We start from the raw sequence: 15804 nt of genomic DNA on the forward strand, positions 1-15804 counted from the left end.
TTCCTCTGTCAGGTCTTTTCCGGCTATCCCTAACAGCTCCTTCATTTTTGCATTAGCGCGCAGCCGCGACGCTTTTCCCTCTTCAAGCGTCATGTGCCACATACCGAAGCCCGCGTCGGCCATTATGCCGTCGGTGTCCGCCAGCTCCTGCCTGCTGTATTCAAGCTCGCGTTTGCGCTCCTCCTGCTCCAACTGCTCCAGGCGCACCGCGGTCGTGTCTGTTTTAAGAACGATGCAGTATTCAGACTCTGGATCTACGGAATAAAAGTCAAAGCGCTTATAAAAATGTCCGTCCTCCATGTCCACTTCAATATCTACTGAATAAGGCTCCCTTACCTCGAACATCTCAAAAACAGTCTTAAGATCCATTGCTTCACGTATCTTCTGCCGATATTCTTCATCCTTCGGCAGGGCGGGAATGATCTGCGTTTCAAGATACTCCTTATAGGAGCCGTGCTTTACCTTCGGAAATATGTTTCCGTGCTCGATCATGCTCGCGTCGCCTATGGCAACATCGTAAATGTCGCGGGCAATATATGCAACGAGATCGAACTGCTTTGCAAGTATCTTTCCGTTTATGGTGGAGGCAAGCTTCTCCGGGTTGTTTGATTCCTCTTTAATAAAGACGACAAGATCGCCTGTAAGGGGGTGGCGCGTAACATTCGCCGTGATCTTTACATAGAATACGGAATTGTTGGGCAGTCGGGAGTAAAGCACCCTGCTCGCCGAGACTACGCCGTCCATATATGCCTTTGTCAGCGCGTCCGCATTGAAGGTGTCAAGGAATATATCTCTTTCTTCATCGATCGGGAAATATGACGCCCTTTCTTTCAGCGCATCCGAGAAATTCATATTCTCGCTGTTCGTCACATAGCTCGATGCGCCGTTGGCCTCTTCAACGATATCGGTAGTAAGATTGGCACGAACGCGGGCAAGCGAATCGTCATCCGTCTGGTGAAAGCTTTCACCCAGGCTTGTATACACGCTCTGCAGCTGCTCCTCATATCGCTTAAGTCTTGTGAGATCGGCATATGTACAATAAACGTAATGCCTGTCGTAGTCGTCGATAAATGCGTAATGTATCGCGCACCAGATGATATTCCCCTTGCTTGTGATCCTGCGCACCGTAATGTCCTGCGTGCCGTCCGGACCGATGCGGTTCCTTAACATATCGAAAATGAGCCGACGGTCTTCCTCATAAGTATTCTTAAACAGGTTTTCGCCGTCCATGATCATAAGCGCTTCCTCCTGCGAATCGCATTCCATCATTTTGGCAAAAGCCGGCGTCACGAAAATAGCCGAAACGCTCCCGTCCTCGTTCTGCTCAAACAGGCAGGCAATATTGTTCACCTGGTATACGACACGCATAAAATGTCGGTGCGCTTCATCGCCTTCGAGATGATTCCCGTTCAAAATATCGTTGTTGCTCATTTGGCTTGTCTCCCTTCATATGTCGTACTTGGGCTGTGCGGCAGTTGTCCGCATAAACTGAAGCTTTGAAAAAACGCCAAAAACGCCCTAAGCTTCAAAGCCGCAAAGCCCAAATAAAAAGTCGTGCTAAGGTCCCCGGCGATCCTTACGGCAGCTCTCATTATTCTCGCCGATACCGTATTCTTTTTTCGGGGGCGTCCCCCGCCTCTTCGGATGAAACGTATGTTTTTTTGATTCGCGCGGCAGATCTAAAATAAACGCTCTTTGCCGTGAATTACGTGAATTATTTATAAAAATAATATCACGATATACGCGCCGTGTCAAACGAGCACGGAGCGGTCCAACGCGGCACGATCGCCCTTCGTTGTCTTTTTTATGCGGCTTTTAATCCTTGTCAGCAGTTTCCTGTATATACGTAGTCGAGCCGTTCGCGGGCCGCATCTGCCAGACGGTAGACTTTTCCTATATCCGTTGCCGGGCGATCCGTCATGCAAAACCGAGGAAAGAAGCGTGAGACATGAAGAGGGATACTGCGGCCGATCGTATTCCCTTTCGTGTCCTTAAGTCCCGCAACCCATTCGGTCAGCGCACGCATTTCTTCCACCGAATCGTTCTCCCCCGGCACGATAAGCGTAGTAAGCTCCACGTGGCATTCTTTAACGGCTCTTGTGATAAAAGCCTTGACCGTGCCAAGATCGCCGCCCAGCACGCCGGTATAATAATGCTCCGTAAAGCCTTTAAGATCGACGTTCATGGCGTCAATATATGGAAGAAGCGCTTCCAGAATTTCCGGCTCGGCTGTCCCGTTGGTGACCATTACGTTGATAAGGCCCGCCTCATGCGCCATAGACGCCGCATCACGGACGAATTCCCAGCCCACAAGCGGCTCATTGTAGGTAAACGCAAGTCCGATGTTCCCGCGGGACTTTGCACGTTTTGCCGCATAAACAAGCTCCTCCGGCGTAATTTTCTCTACCTCCCCCGACATTCTCATCGCCTCAGTCGACCATGAGATCTCATGGTTCTGACAAAACGGACAGCGCAGATTGCACCCGTAGCTGCCGACAGACAATATCATACTGCCGGGGAAAAAACGTCGCAGCGGTTTTTTCTCAACAGGGTCCAGCGCAAAGGCGGTGATCCTCCCGTAGTTTTCGGAAACCACTTTCCCATTAACACACGTGCGCGCACCGCAGAGACCTTTTTTACCCTCCAAAATATTGCAGTGATGAAAACATACGCTGCATCGAGCCATTTTGATCCCCCCCGATCGTCAAGTGTGGCGCACAACTTCAAAGCGCTGCAGCGCCACCGTTTCGTTCGGCCCTATCCCCGCTTTCCGGCGGGCAATGGCCACCTGCTCTTCCACGCTGTCCACGCCGTCCAGAGCCGGCAAAAGGAGACCCCGCCTGCCGCCTTTCGTCACTATCACGCCGTAGCGCGCCGGATCCAGTTGCGCCTGTGAAGATATGTCCTCCGGCTCTCCCAGCACGTCAACGCTTATCTCCAAAAGCGAAAGCTCATCCGGGCGGATCGGGGCAAAACGCGGGTCACGGCTCGACGCGCTGACAGCGTTCATAATTATCTCCTTTGCAAGGCTTTTCTGCGTCGGGGCGATCGTTCCTATGCAACCGCGCAGTCTTCCCTGTTTGTGTATAGACACGAACGCACCTGCCCGCGTATCTGTAAGCTCCCAAGGCAAATCGTTCGGAACATCGATCGTCTTTCCGGTGCGCACATAGCTTTCCACCGATCTCCATGCAAGCCTCACCCACGGATCGCTTGCCGCGCGCGATTCGGTCAGCCGCTTCTTTTCTGCCTCTTGCCGTTTTTTAAGGAATCTGCGGCTTTCGTCGGCTCCGATCGGGTCAAACGTGCAAACGCCGTATCCCACGCCGGTCACATCCTCATAGGAAAGCTTATTTGCCTTTACTCCGGTCCCGTCCAAAGCGCCGGCCATTATAACGAAGGAACGGTGTCCGCACTCCGCCGCACGTTCACAAAAGGCCTCGTCAAAATCGAACAGCTCATCAAAGGCCGCCCGCCCGCATACGTCCATAACGCGGGCGTCGTACTGCGGACCTTCCGGCGCAAAGCCGTAAGGGCCGTCGCTCTTTAGCTTATGGGACAGGTCTCCGCTGGCGATATATACGGCTCTGCGGCCGATATCGGAAACGGCCTCCTTAATTATCTGACCCAACCTGTAATGGTCTTCAAGCGGCAGTCCGGAAAGGCCGATACGCACAATATCGAAATCGGAATAATACTGTCGTATGAAATAAAGCGGCACCATGACGCCATGGTCCAGTTCGGGCGAACGCTCTCCGTACGTCCCTGCGGGAAAATCCTCCGCGTGTGCAATGCGCGCAATGGTCTTTATAAGTTTTTCGTCGTATTTCTCTTTGAAGCGCACCTTAAAAGCTCCAAACTGCGCAAAGCTTCCCTCCGCGCCTTTGCCGGGCGAGATATGGAAGTAGTCCGAATAGAGCGTAGTGTGAGGGCTGGAAATGATAATGGTCTGGGGCCTAAGCTCTGCTATCCGCTGCGCTATGCGAATATACGCCGCCCTCGTAGTTTCTATCTGCCGCTCGCCGCCTCGTCCGACCTCGGGCACGATCAGCGGCGGATGCGGCGCCATATATGCTCCGATAATAGACATATTGTTCCTTCCTTTCCGTTTGGTATTCTTAGGATCATCACAGATGCTTTGTTCATTATTATTATACCAACCTTGCATCACATTTCATAGCGGAAAAACAAACTTGTTTGCTGCGGCAAATCGGTGTACTGTTTTACACGGGCATAAAAAAAACGCACGCCTAAGCGTGCGCTTTTTGGGGGAAACGGGTGCGAAAAGACGGATTTTCCGTGGTCCGCTATAGGTAAGTGAACTTCTGTCAAATATTATTACTCTTCACCGTTTCCAAGGAAGCTATCAAGATCCGTTTGATCTCCAAGTGCTCCTCAAACAATGACTTTGCTTGTTTTTCATCAATATATAAAAAAAGAGGTAATGATCTTAGCCAATATTCTGTTTCATACGTTTCTCCTTGACCATTATTTTATTTTTTGCGATCCGGCCGTTTTTCTCGCTCTTACCGAGCTCACAGGCCTATTTATTTTGACCAAAAAACCCCGCTCATGCGGGGTTTTTTATTTGGTGGAGGCGAGGAGAGTCGAACTCCTGTCCGAAAACACATCCCCCCGACTTTCTACGGATATAGCCTGATGTTTTACGTTCCCTACGATGCACGCCGACAGGCGGGCTTACATTTTCGGTAGCTTCATTTTACATGACGCGGGCAAAGCTTACCGCGTTCACGTTCACCGCTAAATGACGCCCCGTCCCATGCCGCGGTCCTCACGGGCGGGACGGCTGTGCGTAATTACGCAGCTAATGCTAATCTGTTAGTTCTGTTAGCGTTTAATTTTAAGGTTGCCCGTTTTTAAATGGCCGGGCGCCATTATCCGCTTATCGAGCTTCAGCATCCCCGTCGAAACCGGTACGCCCCCGTATTTATCTCATTCTCTGCTTTATTGCGCGGTCTATCTCTCTGTTCGCATCGCGCGAGGCAATGCTCTGGCGCTTGTCGTATTCCTTCTTTCCTTTTGTCAGCGCAACTTCAACTTTGACAAGCGAGCCTTTAAAATATACGCTTAAAGGGATCACAGCGCAGCCGTCTTGCTTCATTTTGCCGAAAAGCCTGTTTATCTCGCGCTTGTGCATGAGTAGCTTTCGCTCCCTTAAAGGGTCCTTATTAAAAATATTTCCCTTTTCGTAAGGGCTTATGTGCATTCCTCTTACAAAAAGCTCCCCGTCCTTTATAAAGCAATATGAATCCTTGAGGTTAAGCTGTCCCAAACGCACGGATTTTACCTCCGTGCCGAAAAGCTCTATCCCCGCTTCAAACTTTTCCAATATAAAGTAGTCGTGATATGCTTTTTTGTTGTTTGCCGCAATTTTTACAGAAGGAGCAGACATAAATTCCTCCTAAGAAGATTTATCCGTGTTTTTTTATTATACTCACGCCGCGCGCCCTCGTCAAGGCGCATAATGTCAAATCTTTTCAACTCGCTCATACGATATCCCAAATGCATAAGGCGGCGCTCCCGATAATATAAATAAAGCGGCTTTTTACGTAAACGGCCGCTTTCGGAGGTGAAAAAATGGGTCTTCTCGAATCGTTTCTTATCGCCGTAGGACTTTCGGCGGATGCATTTGCCATTTCGCTCGTAAAGGGGCTCGGTATGCGCCGCATCGACTATGGAAAATGCGCGGTTATCGCCTTGTTCTTCGGCGGCTCTCAGGCGCTTATGCCGCTTATAGGCGCTCTGATAGGCGCGCAGTTTTCTCAATGCATCACAAGATTCGGTCATTTCATCGCCTTCTTCCTTCTTTCGTTCATCGGCGCTAAAATGATATACGAATCTATAAAAAACGAGCCTGCCTTCATCAAATCGTCGTTCGACTTAAAAGAGCTTCTTATCCTTTCGCTTGCAACGAGCATAGACGCATTTACCATAGGCATGACGTTCGCCTTTATAAAAACTCCGGTGCTCCCCGCCGCATCGGTGATAGGGCTTACCGCCTTCGCGCTCTCGTTTCTCGGCGTCATATCGGGCGTCCGCTTCGGCGCAATGTTCAAAAGGCCTTCAGAGATGATCGGCGGCGCCGTGCTCATATTCATCGGCTTAAAGATGATGTTTGAGCATACGGGTCTTATTTCTTTCTTATAAAGCAGATCTTTCGTTTCTGTATCTTTCAAAAATTATGTATGCTCTTGCTCATATTTTGTATACTTATTACATCTTTTTCCGTCTCTATTGACAACATATTGTGTTAGTAATATGATATTTATCAACGCTTGATATAATACCTATATATATATTCGGTGCATAATAAATCAAAAAAACGGAGAACAAAATGAATCGTGACGTTTTTGAAAAAATGCCTATACCGAAGGCGGTAATGTCGCTTGCCGTTCCGTCGGTCTTGAGCATGCTCGTTTCCATTATATACAACATGGCCGACACCTTCTTCGTAGGTCAGACGAACGACCCGAATCAGGTGGCCGCGGTATCGCTCACTATGCCGCTTTTCTTTATATTCCTCGCCGTGGGCAACATCTTCGGCGTAGGCGGCGGCACGTTCATCTCGCGTTCGCTCGGCGCAAAGCTTTACGATAAGATAAAAAACATATCAAGCTCCTGCTTTTATATGTCTGTCGCGGCTTCATTCGTTCTTATGGCGATATTCCTCATATTTATGACGCCGATACTGCACCTCATGGGCACATCTCCCGCAACCGAGGGATTTACGCGCTCCTATCTTACCTTTTTGGCGATAGGCGCGGTGTTTTCGGTGGAGTCTATAATGCTTTCCAATATAATCCGTGCTGAGGGCGCGGCAAAAACGGCCATGTTCGGCATGATATTCGGCTCCGTTGTGAATATCATCCTCGATCCCATAATGATACTCGTGCTCGATATGGGCGTTTCCGGCGCGGCTATCGCAACTGTGATAGGCAATATATGCTCTGTTATCGTATATCTTCTCTATTTCAGAAGAAAGGATACCGTGCTCTCCATAGCGCCCAAGTTTTTCACGATGCATGAGATCTGGGGACCGATATTTATGATAGGTCTCCCCGCTTCCGTGAACAATATACTCATGGGCATATCAAATCTGTTTTTGAACAACGTCCTTTCAAGCTACGGCGACTACCCCGTAGCGGCAATGGGCGTGGCGCTGAGAGCGAATATGCTTGTCGTAATGCTGCAGATGGGCTTCGCCATAGGCATACAGCCGCTCATCGGCTACTCATACGGCGCAAAGAATTATTCCCGCATGAAAAAGGCCATCGGCTTTACCATGATATGCACGACGATCATAGGCGTGGCGCTCACGACGCTGTACTTTTTCAATACTGATTTCATAATATCCGTCTTCATCAAGGACGAAACGGTCATAATGTACGGTGTGCAGATACTGCGCGCCCTGATGATCGCAAGCCCCGTGCTCGGCATACTTTTCTCGTTTACGTTCTCGTTTCAGGCAATGGGACGCGCGATACCTTCGCTGCTTCTGTCGGTAGCAAGGCAGGGCCTTTTCTTTTTGCCGATACTCTTCATCGCTAACCGTCTGTTCGGTCTCGACGGCATTATATATACGCAGCCGTTTACCGACCTTCTGTCGCTGATAGTTGCGGCGATAATGTTCTTTGTGATGATGCGCGGCGTAAACAAGCGCGCACTGGAGGAGCAGGCCGGATCAAAACCGCAGCAAAGATAAAAATCCCCTGCCGCAGCGAAATGAAAATCGCTGCGGCTCTTTTTTTCGCTTTTTTGATAAGATTACGCCATGCCGCACGAAATGTGTTCGCCGCTTTAATAAAAGAGCGCATGTCCGTTGCGGACTCATATCGTTTATGATATGATTTCGTTAAATAAAGGCGTTAAATCAAATCATTCATACCGGAGGGATCCAACGTGACAAAGAAACTTTTGGGAATAGTTATCGTATCCTGCATGTTTCTTTCTTTTCTGCCTATGACGGCCGAAGCCGAGGCCGGAACGTGCGGCGGCGATCTCAGATGGGAACTTGACGACGCGGGAGTTCTGACCATATCCGGCACGGGAGCTATGACCGAGTGGCAGGATTTCGGAGAAGCCGACTGGAACGACGTGAAACAGGATATAAGAGCCGTCGTTATCGAGGAAGGCGTAACGACTGTCGGAAACTATGCATTCTGGGACTGCCTGAACATTACATCCGTAAAGCTGCCCCAAAGCCTTACTTACATCGGCAAAGCCGCGTTCATCTACTGTGAAAAGCTAACTTCCTTGAAAGTCCCGCCAAAGGTCGCAGGCATAGGCAATGCGGCGTTCGTGCATTGTTCGGCGCTTCAGAGCATACGCATACCGGAAGCGACTATAGAGATCGGCGAGACTCCCTTTTACGGCTGCGAAAACTTATCTGTCATATACTACGGCGGCAGCAGTGAGCAGTGGGACGCCGTTATATGGGGCGATGACGACCATTATCCCGAATATACGAGCGTATGTTTTAACTCATATTACACGGGACCGTCGGGCGAAACGAGCGGCACCTGCGGCGAAGATCTTCTGTGGAAGCTTGACGAGGCCGGAGTTTTGACCATATCCGGCACAGGCGCTATGACCGACTATGATGATTGGACGGACGTACCGTGGTTCGATAATACCGAAGCGATATCGCGGGCAGTGATCGGGGATGGCGTGACCTGTATCGGCGATCACGCCTTTATGAACTGCTTTAACATGGAACAGATAGACCTTCCGGAAAGCTTGGAACGGATAGGAAAGCGTTCCTTTGAGTTTTGCTCATCAATTAAGGAGATCTCTCTCCCCGTCGCTCTTAATGCGATAGACCGCGGAGCCTTCGGATACTGTAAAAAGCTTGCGGATATACGCTACGGCGGACGTCAGTCTCATTGGAATGAGATAAGCCTCGCCGAAGGCGACAACTCGCTTACGGGCGTTACGCTTCATTTCTCCGACGGGAAGACAGCTTCTGTTCCTCTTAACATGGGACCTGTTACAAGCAAAGGCCGCTGCGGTCCCGACGTATATTGGCAGAAAGACGCTTACGGTACGCTTCGTATTTACGGCAGCGGATCAACATACGACTTTAAGCGCACAGGAACTTATAACGTAGGAGACGAAGACTTCTTCCCTACGTGGATATTTAAGGAGCCTGCCGCCGTTTGCGTCGTTATCGATGAAGGCGTGACCCGTATAGGCCGCGCTGCGTTTACCAACGTCCCCCGGATCATCGAAAATACGTTCTCGGTATATATCGACGATATCTCCGACCTTTACTATATAGGTACTAATGAGCAGTTGAGCGAGTTTCTTGAAAACAGCTCCGATTCATATAATGAGCTTCTCGATCATGCCGCAGTTCGTGTTATACGCAGTCCGAAGGAGCAGCCAGTATCTGCGGCAGAGATCTCAGATGTGCAGGTCTCGGGCAGCACGGTCAGCTGTACGATATCCGTTACCGAAAGCTCAAGCGCATGGTTCGCCGTATATGACGAAAACGGCAGATTCCTCGGCGCGGAGTCTCGCGCGCTTTTGGCCGATACCGAAAATGAGCTTACATTCACAGCCGACAATGACAGCGCCGCAAATTTCGGTATCTTTGTATTCTCAGACAGCTTTACGCCTCTTTGCTCCGCTTCCTGCGGGTGTTTGGGCGTCATATCAGGCGGCAGCCGCTGACAAAAAGTCGGGCGAAAAAAGGATCAACGCTTAAAAAAACGACGTGTCGAAACACGTCGTTTTTTTTGTTAATACTTCGCGGCAAACTTCACGTTACGGCACGAGGCTAAGATCCGTGCAGTTATAAGACAGGCTTTCGTATTCAATGGTTTTTATCGTAAGATCTGACACGGCTTCTGCGGCGTTAAAGTCGTCGTCCAAAGAGTCGGCGTCTATCTTTTGCTCAAACGTCACCTTGTAGTTATAAAGACCGTTTATGTAATAGACCTCCGTTGAGTCATCGGTTATCGACCAGCCGTTCTCCGAAAAGCCCGCTTCCTCAAGCTGGGCGCCCGTAATGCCGATATAAGCCGAAAGCTCCTCATCCGAGGGTATGCCTGCGGACAGATCCTCAGTCTTTGTTATCTCAAGGTCGGAAACTATTTTTTCTATCTCATCAAAACCTTCCTCGGACGCAAAATCAACGGCGTCGATGGCTTCAAGCTTTTCCTTGCTAAGCTGGGCCGACACGCGAAGGCTTTTTCCGCCGTACTCAAATACATATACGTAATCCTTATCGTCATATCCCGACATCCACATCTCGGAGTCCACCGCAAACGCATCTCCAAGCGTTACGAATTCCTTATCCTCTGCGGCTTTATTCTGCTCGCCGCCGGAGCATGCGCAAAGCGATACGGCAACTATCGCCGCAAGCAGTATCGATATAAGCTTCTTTTTCATTTTAATCCTCCTGTTTATTATAATGATTATTAAATATTTACGCGGACTTCTTCGCCGCGTCCTTCGCACACCAAAACGTGACCGACGCAAGCACTATAACTGCGCCGATAAGCGACCACATCCCCGGCGTCTCTCCCGCAAAAATAAATACCCACAGCGGATTTAAAAGCGGTTCTAAGATGGCGATAAGCGACGCCGTAAGCGGTGGGCAGTTCTTTAAAGCCACGGCGTATATCGCATACGGGAGCCCTAATTGGAATATGCCGAGAAGTATTATAAGGATCAGCGTCTGCCCCGTTATGGGAACGTTAAGCGCCGCCGCGAACGGCAGTCCTATTACGGCAGTAAGAAGCTGGCCCTGGAAAATGCCCGAAAAGCGCGTACTTTCGTCGGCCTCGGCAGAATTTATAAATACGCCCGAGAAAAATATCCCGCCGAAAAGGCCTGTAACATTGCCGATAACGCTGCCCGAGGAAAGGCCGTCCAAAAAAAAGAGGACTATCCCCCCTAAAGTCAGTAAAACTACTATATAATCTGTCTTTAAAAAGCGTTTCTTCTTAAATATGGCATAATATAAAAGTATCAAAACAGGCGCGCAGTATTGCAGCACTATTGCATTGGCCGCCGTTGTAAGCTTTGTCGATAAAACGAACATAAGAAGCGTACCGGCAAGCGAAACGGCAATAGATACTGTGCGTTTGCTTAGTTTAAGCTCAAGACGCATTACTTTTATCGAAACAAGCACAACAAGCGCGGCGATAAGGCTTCTTGCGCCGGAAAGCGCCATTGCGTTCCACGGTATCAGCTTTATAAATATGCCGCCCGTGCTCCAAAGCACGGAGCATATGATTATCTGGATCATTCCGAGACGTTTTGGATCCATATATATATAAGCCTTTCTGATGATTTTTTCTAAAAATTAAAGCGTGCCGCAAGGCACACTTTAATTTGCTGCTCGTTTATTTTAAGACTTTACTTAAAAATTCCTTTGTGCGCTCCTCTTTGGGATTCTCAAAAAACTCCTCCGGAGGCGCCTGCTCTATTATTCTGCCTTCGTCCATTATGAGTATCCTCGTGCCCACTTCTCGTGCAAAGCCCATCTCGTGAGTCACAACGGCCATCGTCATTCCCTCGTTGGCAAGCTCCTTCATTACCTCCAAGACCTCGCCTACCATTTCAGGGTCGAGCGCGCTCGTCGGCTCGTCGAAAAGCATTATCTGCGGCTTCATCGCAAGCGAACGCACGATGGCGATACGCTGCTTCTGACCGCCCGAAAGCTGGTTCGGATATGCTTTTGCCTTATCCTCGAGACCTACGCGCCTAAGTAGCTTTATCGCCTGCTCGTCCGCCTCCTCCTTTGACATTATCTTAAGCTTAACGGGAGCAAGCGTAAGATTCTGCATTACCGTAAGATGCGGAAAAAGGTTAAAATGCTGAAATACCATTCCAAGACGCTCGCGCACCTTGTTTATATCCGTCTTTTTGTCGGTTATATCTACTCCGTCAATGATTATCTGGCCGCTCGTAGGTACCTCCAAAAGATTAAGACAGCGAAGGAACGTAGACTTTCCCGAGCCCGACGGGCCTACTATAACTATTTTCTCGCCCTTATTTATTTCCTCGGAAATATCGTTAAGCACATGGTTCGTGCCGAAATATTTATGAAGATGTCTAACGCTTATCATGCTCGTTCAACTTCCTTTCCATTGCGGCAAACAGCTTTGACAATACCGTCGTTACGCCCAGATAAATGAGCGCGATTATGATAAGCGGGAAAAACGCCTCATAAGTTCGGCTCGTTATTACGCTTTGCACCTTCGTAAGGTCGGCAAGTCCGATATATCCGACGATAGCGGTCTCTTTTACAAGCACGATAAATTCGCTGGCATACGTTGGCAGTATCATTCTTATCGCCTGGGGCATGATGATATTTATCATAGTCTGCGACTTTGACAGTCCCAGCGAACGCCCCGCCTCATGCTGTCCCTTATCGACGGAGATAATGCCCGAACGAATTATTTCGGCAATATACGCCGCGCTGTTGCACGAGAATGCGAATATCGCTACCATCATCTTCGAGGTGTCCGGCGATGTGAAGATAACTAGATATGCGATAAGCAGCTGCACCATCGTAGGCGTTCCGCGTATGAAGTCTATGTATACTATCGAAATAAAGCGAAGTATCTTCACGCTCGATATCTTCATGAGCGCAAGAATTATTCCCATTATAGTTCCGAAAATTATCGCCGCTATCGTTACGGTCAGCGTGACCTGAAGACCTTCAAGATACAGCTTGTATCGGTCGGCGTATAAAAACGCCTGATAAAAATTATTTCCGGCAGTCTGAAACCACGCGGACAGGGCTGTAAAAATATCCAATCGTTCCACTCCTTAAAAAACAGATACGCGATCTTAAATAAAAACTCGGATCCGCCCCAAAATTCTTATTTAAAATCGGTATCAGCAAGTGAGGAGCAGTGAAAAGTGCTCCTCACTTGACAACAAAAACTAAATTATTTAAGAACGATTATAGCCTGATTAGACTCATAATAGTCGGTCGAGAAGTCTACGTTCTGTCTTCTCTCCTCGGTATTCGTCATGCCTGCGGCGATAAAGTCGATCTTGCCGCTGGAAAGAGCTGCGATAAGCGAGTCAAAGTTCATGTCTTCTATTCTAAGCGTCTTGCCTGCCTTGTAAGCTACCCACTTTGCAACTTCTACGTCAAAGCCTGCGATCTCGTTTGCATCGTCTCTGAACTCGAAGGGTTCAAACTCTGCGTTCGTGCCCATGATTATCTCGCCGTCAGCCTCATACTCCGGTATTTCGGGAAGAACCGCTTCCTCGTCGCCGGTGATGTAGTATGCAAAAATGCTGTCATATGCGCCGTTTTCCTGGATCTCGGCGATAGTGTCGTTTACTATACCGAGAAGCTCTGCGTTGTCCTTCTTAACTGCGATAGCGTACTTTTCGATCTCGTCGGTCGGCTGGAAGTCGAGTATTACCATATCGTCATTTCTCTCAACGATCTTCTTAGCCGGCATCTCGTCGATTATAACGCAGTCAACGCGGCCGTTCTTAAGCTCCATAGCGGCGTCGGTAGCCTTCTTGAAGCGAACTATCTCCGCATCGGCTATATCGGATGCGATAAGGTCGCCGGTGGTGCCTTCCTGAACTGCTATCTTCTTGCCTACGAGGTCAGCTGCGGAATTGAGTACCACGCCTGCCTGCTCTTCTACTGTTGCCTCTTCTTCCTGCTGTGCATCGCCCTCAGAGTCAGACTTGCTGCCGCCGGACGAGCATCCTACAAAGAGCACGCCCATCATAAGTACGGCTAAAATAAGTGCAATTACTTTTTTCATTTTTCCTCTACCCTTTCTAAATGGTTTTTGTCCTTGTAATTATACATTTGTAATGCGCAAAATTCAATAGTCTGCGTATATTTTATCATAATTATAATATAAAATGAATGCGCCTGCAGGTTCATATCATATTTGATTTGCCGATAAATGACCAAAGGGACTATGACGTCCGTGAAAATATATTCATCGATCGGTCATAGTCCCAGTTTTTATGTGTTAAAACTTATCGTCTTCGCCCTACTAAGGCTTACTTTCCGTGCTCGTCTCTGCGCTTTAATACAATGCCCGAATATACGAACACTGCTCCCGCTGCCGCCATGAGTATCACAGAACAAGGAAAACCGTAAGTCCTCGTTTTAATTTAGCAGTCATTTTATCATACTCCCCCTTTCCCGTTCTTTCAAAGTCTTATGTCAATCGTCTTAAGTGTATCCTCGCCTAAGTCTATCTGCGGGTCCTTCTTATGTTTCTTCTGCTTCTTATTATAAATGCAGCGCCTGCGCCGAAGATGAGCGCCGTGCCGAGCACGAGGTATAATGCGGGGCCGAAGCCGCCCGTCGAGGGAAGCTCAACGCCGGCCTCGTTGGAGATCTTGAGCGTGTATACGCGCGTAGTGGAATTGTACGACCTTCCGTTTCCGCTCGAGGAAAGGCCGGTGCCTTCATCATATCTCACATCATCCTCAGGCGTACCGTCGCCCGGGAGAACGGTCACCACTACGGGATCCGCCTTCTTGTTGTAGCCGTCCGGTGCAGTTGTTTCAATGAGGTTGTAAGTGCCTACCGTAAGCTCGAAAACCGTATTGCCCATGCTGTCCGAAAGCATTCCGTCGCTGCCGGAGGTAAGGCCGGTGTACAGAGCGGGAGTTATGCTTTCTCCGTCCGAGTCAGCCCTGTAAAGATCGAATTTCGCGCCTTCAAGCTTGCTTGTTGCCCAGCTTGTGATATCTACTTTTTTGAAGCTTACCTTCTTCTGCTGTATATTGGTGACGGTCATAACATATTTTAATACGCCGTCTTCGCTGAATATGTTCGAAAGCGTTACCGTGTCCGGATGATCTCCCAGTGTTACGGCTCCCGTAGGAGATACGGTGAAGCGTGTATATGCGCCTATCGGCTTGTAACCGTCGAGCGGCGTCTTTTCACGAAGCTCGTACGTTCCTGCGGGAAGCGTGTTGTCGATCTTCGGGATCTTGCCGTTCTCATCCGTCGTAAGACTCTCATAGCCCGTCATCGGATCAATGTCGATCGCCGTTGTGCCGTCTACCGTCACCTGGCGGTGAAGCGCGAACACAACGCCCGGGAGCACATCGCCCGTAGTCTCGTCGGTCTTTATCGCTTCGAACGTATAGGGTATGTTCTTTACCGTAAGCGTCGCAAGCGTTGTTCCCTCTGCCTGAGTAAGCGTGTAGTACTGCTCTTCAACGCCACTTACTGAAACTGTGCCGTTTGTGCTTACGTTGACGGTCATTGCGTCTTCAAGGCCGTGATAGCCGGAGGGCGCAGACGTCTCGGTCAGCGTATAATCCTTATTGTTTGCAAGGAACGCCGTTGTGATCATGCCGTCCTCGTCGGAGGTGAACGTTCCTATCTCGGTGCCGCTTTGATCCTTTAAGGTAAATACTGCTCCGGGAAGATCATGACCGCTCCAGTCCTGCTTTTTAAAGATAATGCCGGGCCTGTCGTTCGTTACGGTATCCACGCGTACGTTGGAGCCGCTGCCGACTGTCCCCTCTTCATAGAGAACGGTATACGCGAAGTCCGAACGTCCCGTCTCGCCCTTCAGTGTGCCTTTTAAAGTGATCTGTCCGCCGTTTTCTATCGCAGTAACAGTCCCGCAGTTTGTTACAACTCCGTTCCCGTCTACCGTGGGATCAGCACCCGAAATCTTAACTTCGCGGATAACGTAATCGCCGACTCCCGTCGTTCCCGATACGGGAAGGTGATCGTAATACCAGTACATCGTCTGCGGCTTCGCGCTGTAGGATATCTGACGGACGCTGCCTTCAACAAGCTCGCCGCCTGTGGTGAAC

The 15804-nt window shown here is 49.3% G+C and carries 12 protein-coding genes and 1 other RNA gene; 3 read left to right on the top strand and 10 right to left on the bottom strand.

Annotated elements, in window-relative coordinates; all coding sequences use genetic code 11:
• Positions 1–1825: 1825 nt before the first annotated feature.
• The 4 genes from amrS to smpB form a co-directional block, all read right to left on the bottom strand.
• Positions 1826–2686, bottom strand: coding sequence for an AmmeMemoRadiSam system radical SAM enzyme (gene amrS / locus IJG50_03295; GenBank protein ID MBQ3378873.1), 861 nt, complete (start codon positions 2684–2686; stop codon positions 1826–1828).
• An 18-nt stretch (positions 2687–2704) separates the two neighbouring features.
• Positions 2705–4090: an AmmeMemoRadiSam system protein A gene (gene amrA / locus IJG50_03300; GenBank protein ID MBQ3378874.1), complete on the bottom strand. Its 1386-nt coding sequence runs from the start codon at positions 4088–4090 to the stop codon at positions 2705–2707.
• 499 nt (positions 4091–4589) lie between these two features.
• Positions 4590–4944, bottom strand: a transfer-messenger RNA (tmRNA) gene (ssrA, locus tag IJG50_03305).
• A gap of 4 nt (positions 4945–4948) precedes the next feature.
• The gene (smpB, locus tag IJG50_03310) at positions 4949–5413 is read right to left on the bottom strand and encodes an SsrA-binding protein SmpB (protein MBQ3378875.1); all 465 of its coding nucleotides are present in this window, start codon (positions 5411–5413) and stop codon (positions 4949–4951) included.
• 185 nt (positions 5414–5598) lie between these two features.
• Between smpB and IJG50_03315 the strand changes: the two genes are divergently transcribed.
• The 3 genes from IJG50_03315 (at position 5599) to IJG50_03325 (ending at position 9693) form a co-directional block, all read left to right on the top strand.
• Entirely contained in the window at positions 5599–6168 is a 570-nt protein-coding gene (locus tag IJG50_03315; GenBank protein ID MBQ3378876.1) for a manganese efflux pump, read from the top strand.
• A gap of 187 nt (positions 6169–6355) precedes the next feature.
• On the top strand, positions 6356–7723 hold the full coding sequence (locus IJG50_03320; GenBank protein ID MBQ3378877.1) for an MATE family efflux transporter: 1368 nt from the start codon (positions 6356–6358) through the stop codon (positions 7721–7723).
• A gap of 197 nt (positions 7724–7920) precedes the next feature.
• On the top strand, positions 7921–9693 hold the full coding sequence (locus IJG50_03325) for a leucine-rich repeat domain-containing protein (protein ID MBQ3378878.1): 1773 nt from the start codon (positions 7921–7923) through the stop codon (positions 9691–9693).
• A gap of 93 nt (positions 9694–9786) precedes the next feature.
• On the opposite strand, the gene IJG50_03330 is transcribed toward IJG50_03325, so the two are convergent.
• The 6 genes from IJG50_03330 to IJG50_03355 form a co-directional block, all read right to left on the bottom strand.
• Positions 9787–10413: a hypothetical protein gene (locus IJG50_03330; protein ID MBQ3378879.1), complete on the bottom strand. Its 627-nt coding sequence runs from the start codon at positions 10411–10413 to the stop codon at positions 9787–9789.
• Between the two features lie 37 nt (positions 10414–10450).
• Positions 10451–11296, bottom strand: coding sequence for an EamA family transporter (locus tag IJG50_03335; protein MBQ3378880.1), 846 nt, complete (start codon positions 11294–11296; stop codon positions 10451–10453).
• A 76-nt stretch (positions 11297–11372) separates the two neighbouring features.
• Positions 11373–12098 (bottom strand): amino acid ABC transporter ATP-binding protein, encoded by a 726-nt coding sequence (locus IJG50_03340; GenBank protein ID MBQ3378881.1) that lies wholly within the window; start codon positions 12096–12098, stop codon positions 11373–11375.
• A complete protein-coding gene (locus IJG50_03345) occupies positions 12085–12774 on the bottom strand; it encodes an amino acid ABC transporter permease (GenBank protein ID MBQ3378882.1) in 690 nt (229 codons plus the stop codon). Before IJG50_03345 ends, IJG50_03340 begins: the two co-directional genes overlap by 14 nt.
• A gap of 152 nt (positions 12775–12926) precedes the next feature.
• A complete protein-coding gene (locus IJG50_03350) occupies positions 12927–13772 on the bottom strand; it encodes a transporter substrate-binding domain-containing protein (GenBank protein MBQ3378883.1) in 846 nt (281 codons plus the stop codon).
• A gap of 444 nt (positions 13773–14216) precedes the next feature.
• Positions 14217–15804 (bottom strand): LPXTG cell wall anchor domain-containing protein (locus IJG50_03355; GenBank protein ID MBQ3378884.1); only part of this gene is annotated, 1588 nt, incomplete at its 5' end.

This window comes from Clostridia bacterium (assembly GCA_017405765.1).
Lineage (GTDB): Bacteria > Bacillota > Clostridia > Oscillospirales > RGIG577 > RGIG577.

What these genes read in the sequence shown, in the direction of transcription:
- amrA (MBQ3378874.1), bottom strand. Translation starts at nt 4,090, where the DNA reads ATGTCTATTATCGGAGCATATATGGCGCCGCATCCGCCGCTGATCGTG.
- IJG50_03315 (MBQ3378876.1), top strand. Translation starts at nt 5,599, where the DNA reads ATGGGTCTTCTCGAATCGTTTCTTATCGCCGTAGGACTTTCGGCGGAT.
- IJG50_03320 (MBQ3378877.1), top strand. Translation starts at nt 6,356, where the DNA reads ATGAATCGTGACGTTTTTGAAAAAATGCCTATACCGAAGGCGGTAATG.
- smpB (MBQ3378875.1), bottom strand. Translation starts at nt 5,413, where the DNA reads ATGTCTGCTCCTTCTGTAAAAATTGCGGCAAACAACAAAAAAGCATAT.
- IJG50_03350 (MBQ3378883.1), bottom strand. Translation starts at nt 13,772, where the DNA reads ATGAAAAAAGTAATTGCACTTATTTTAGCCGTACTTATGATGGGCGTG.
- IJG50_03335 (MBQ3378880.1), bottom strand. Translation starts at nt 11,296, where the DNA reads ATGGATCCAAAACGTCTCGGAATGATCCAGATAATCATATGCTCCGTG.
- amrS (MBQ3378873.1), bottom strand. Translation starts at nt 2,686, where the DNA reads ATGGCTCGATGCAGCGTATGTTTTCATCACTGCAATATTTTGGAGGGT.
- IJG50_03340 (MBQ3378881.1), bottom strand. Translation starts at nt 12,098, where the DNA reads ATGATAAGCGTTAGACATCTTCATAAATATTTCGGCACGAACCATGTG.
- IJG50_03330 (MBQ3378879.1), bottom strand. Translation starts at nt 10,413, where the DNA reads ATGAAAAAGAAGCTTATATCGATACTGCTTGCGGCGATAGTTGCCGTA.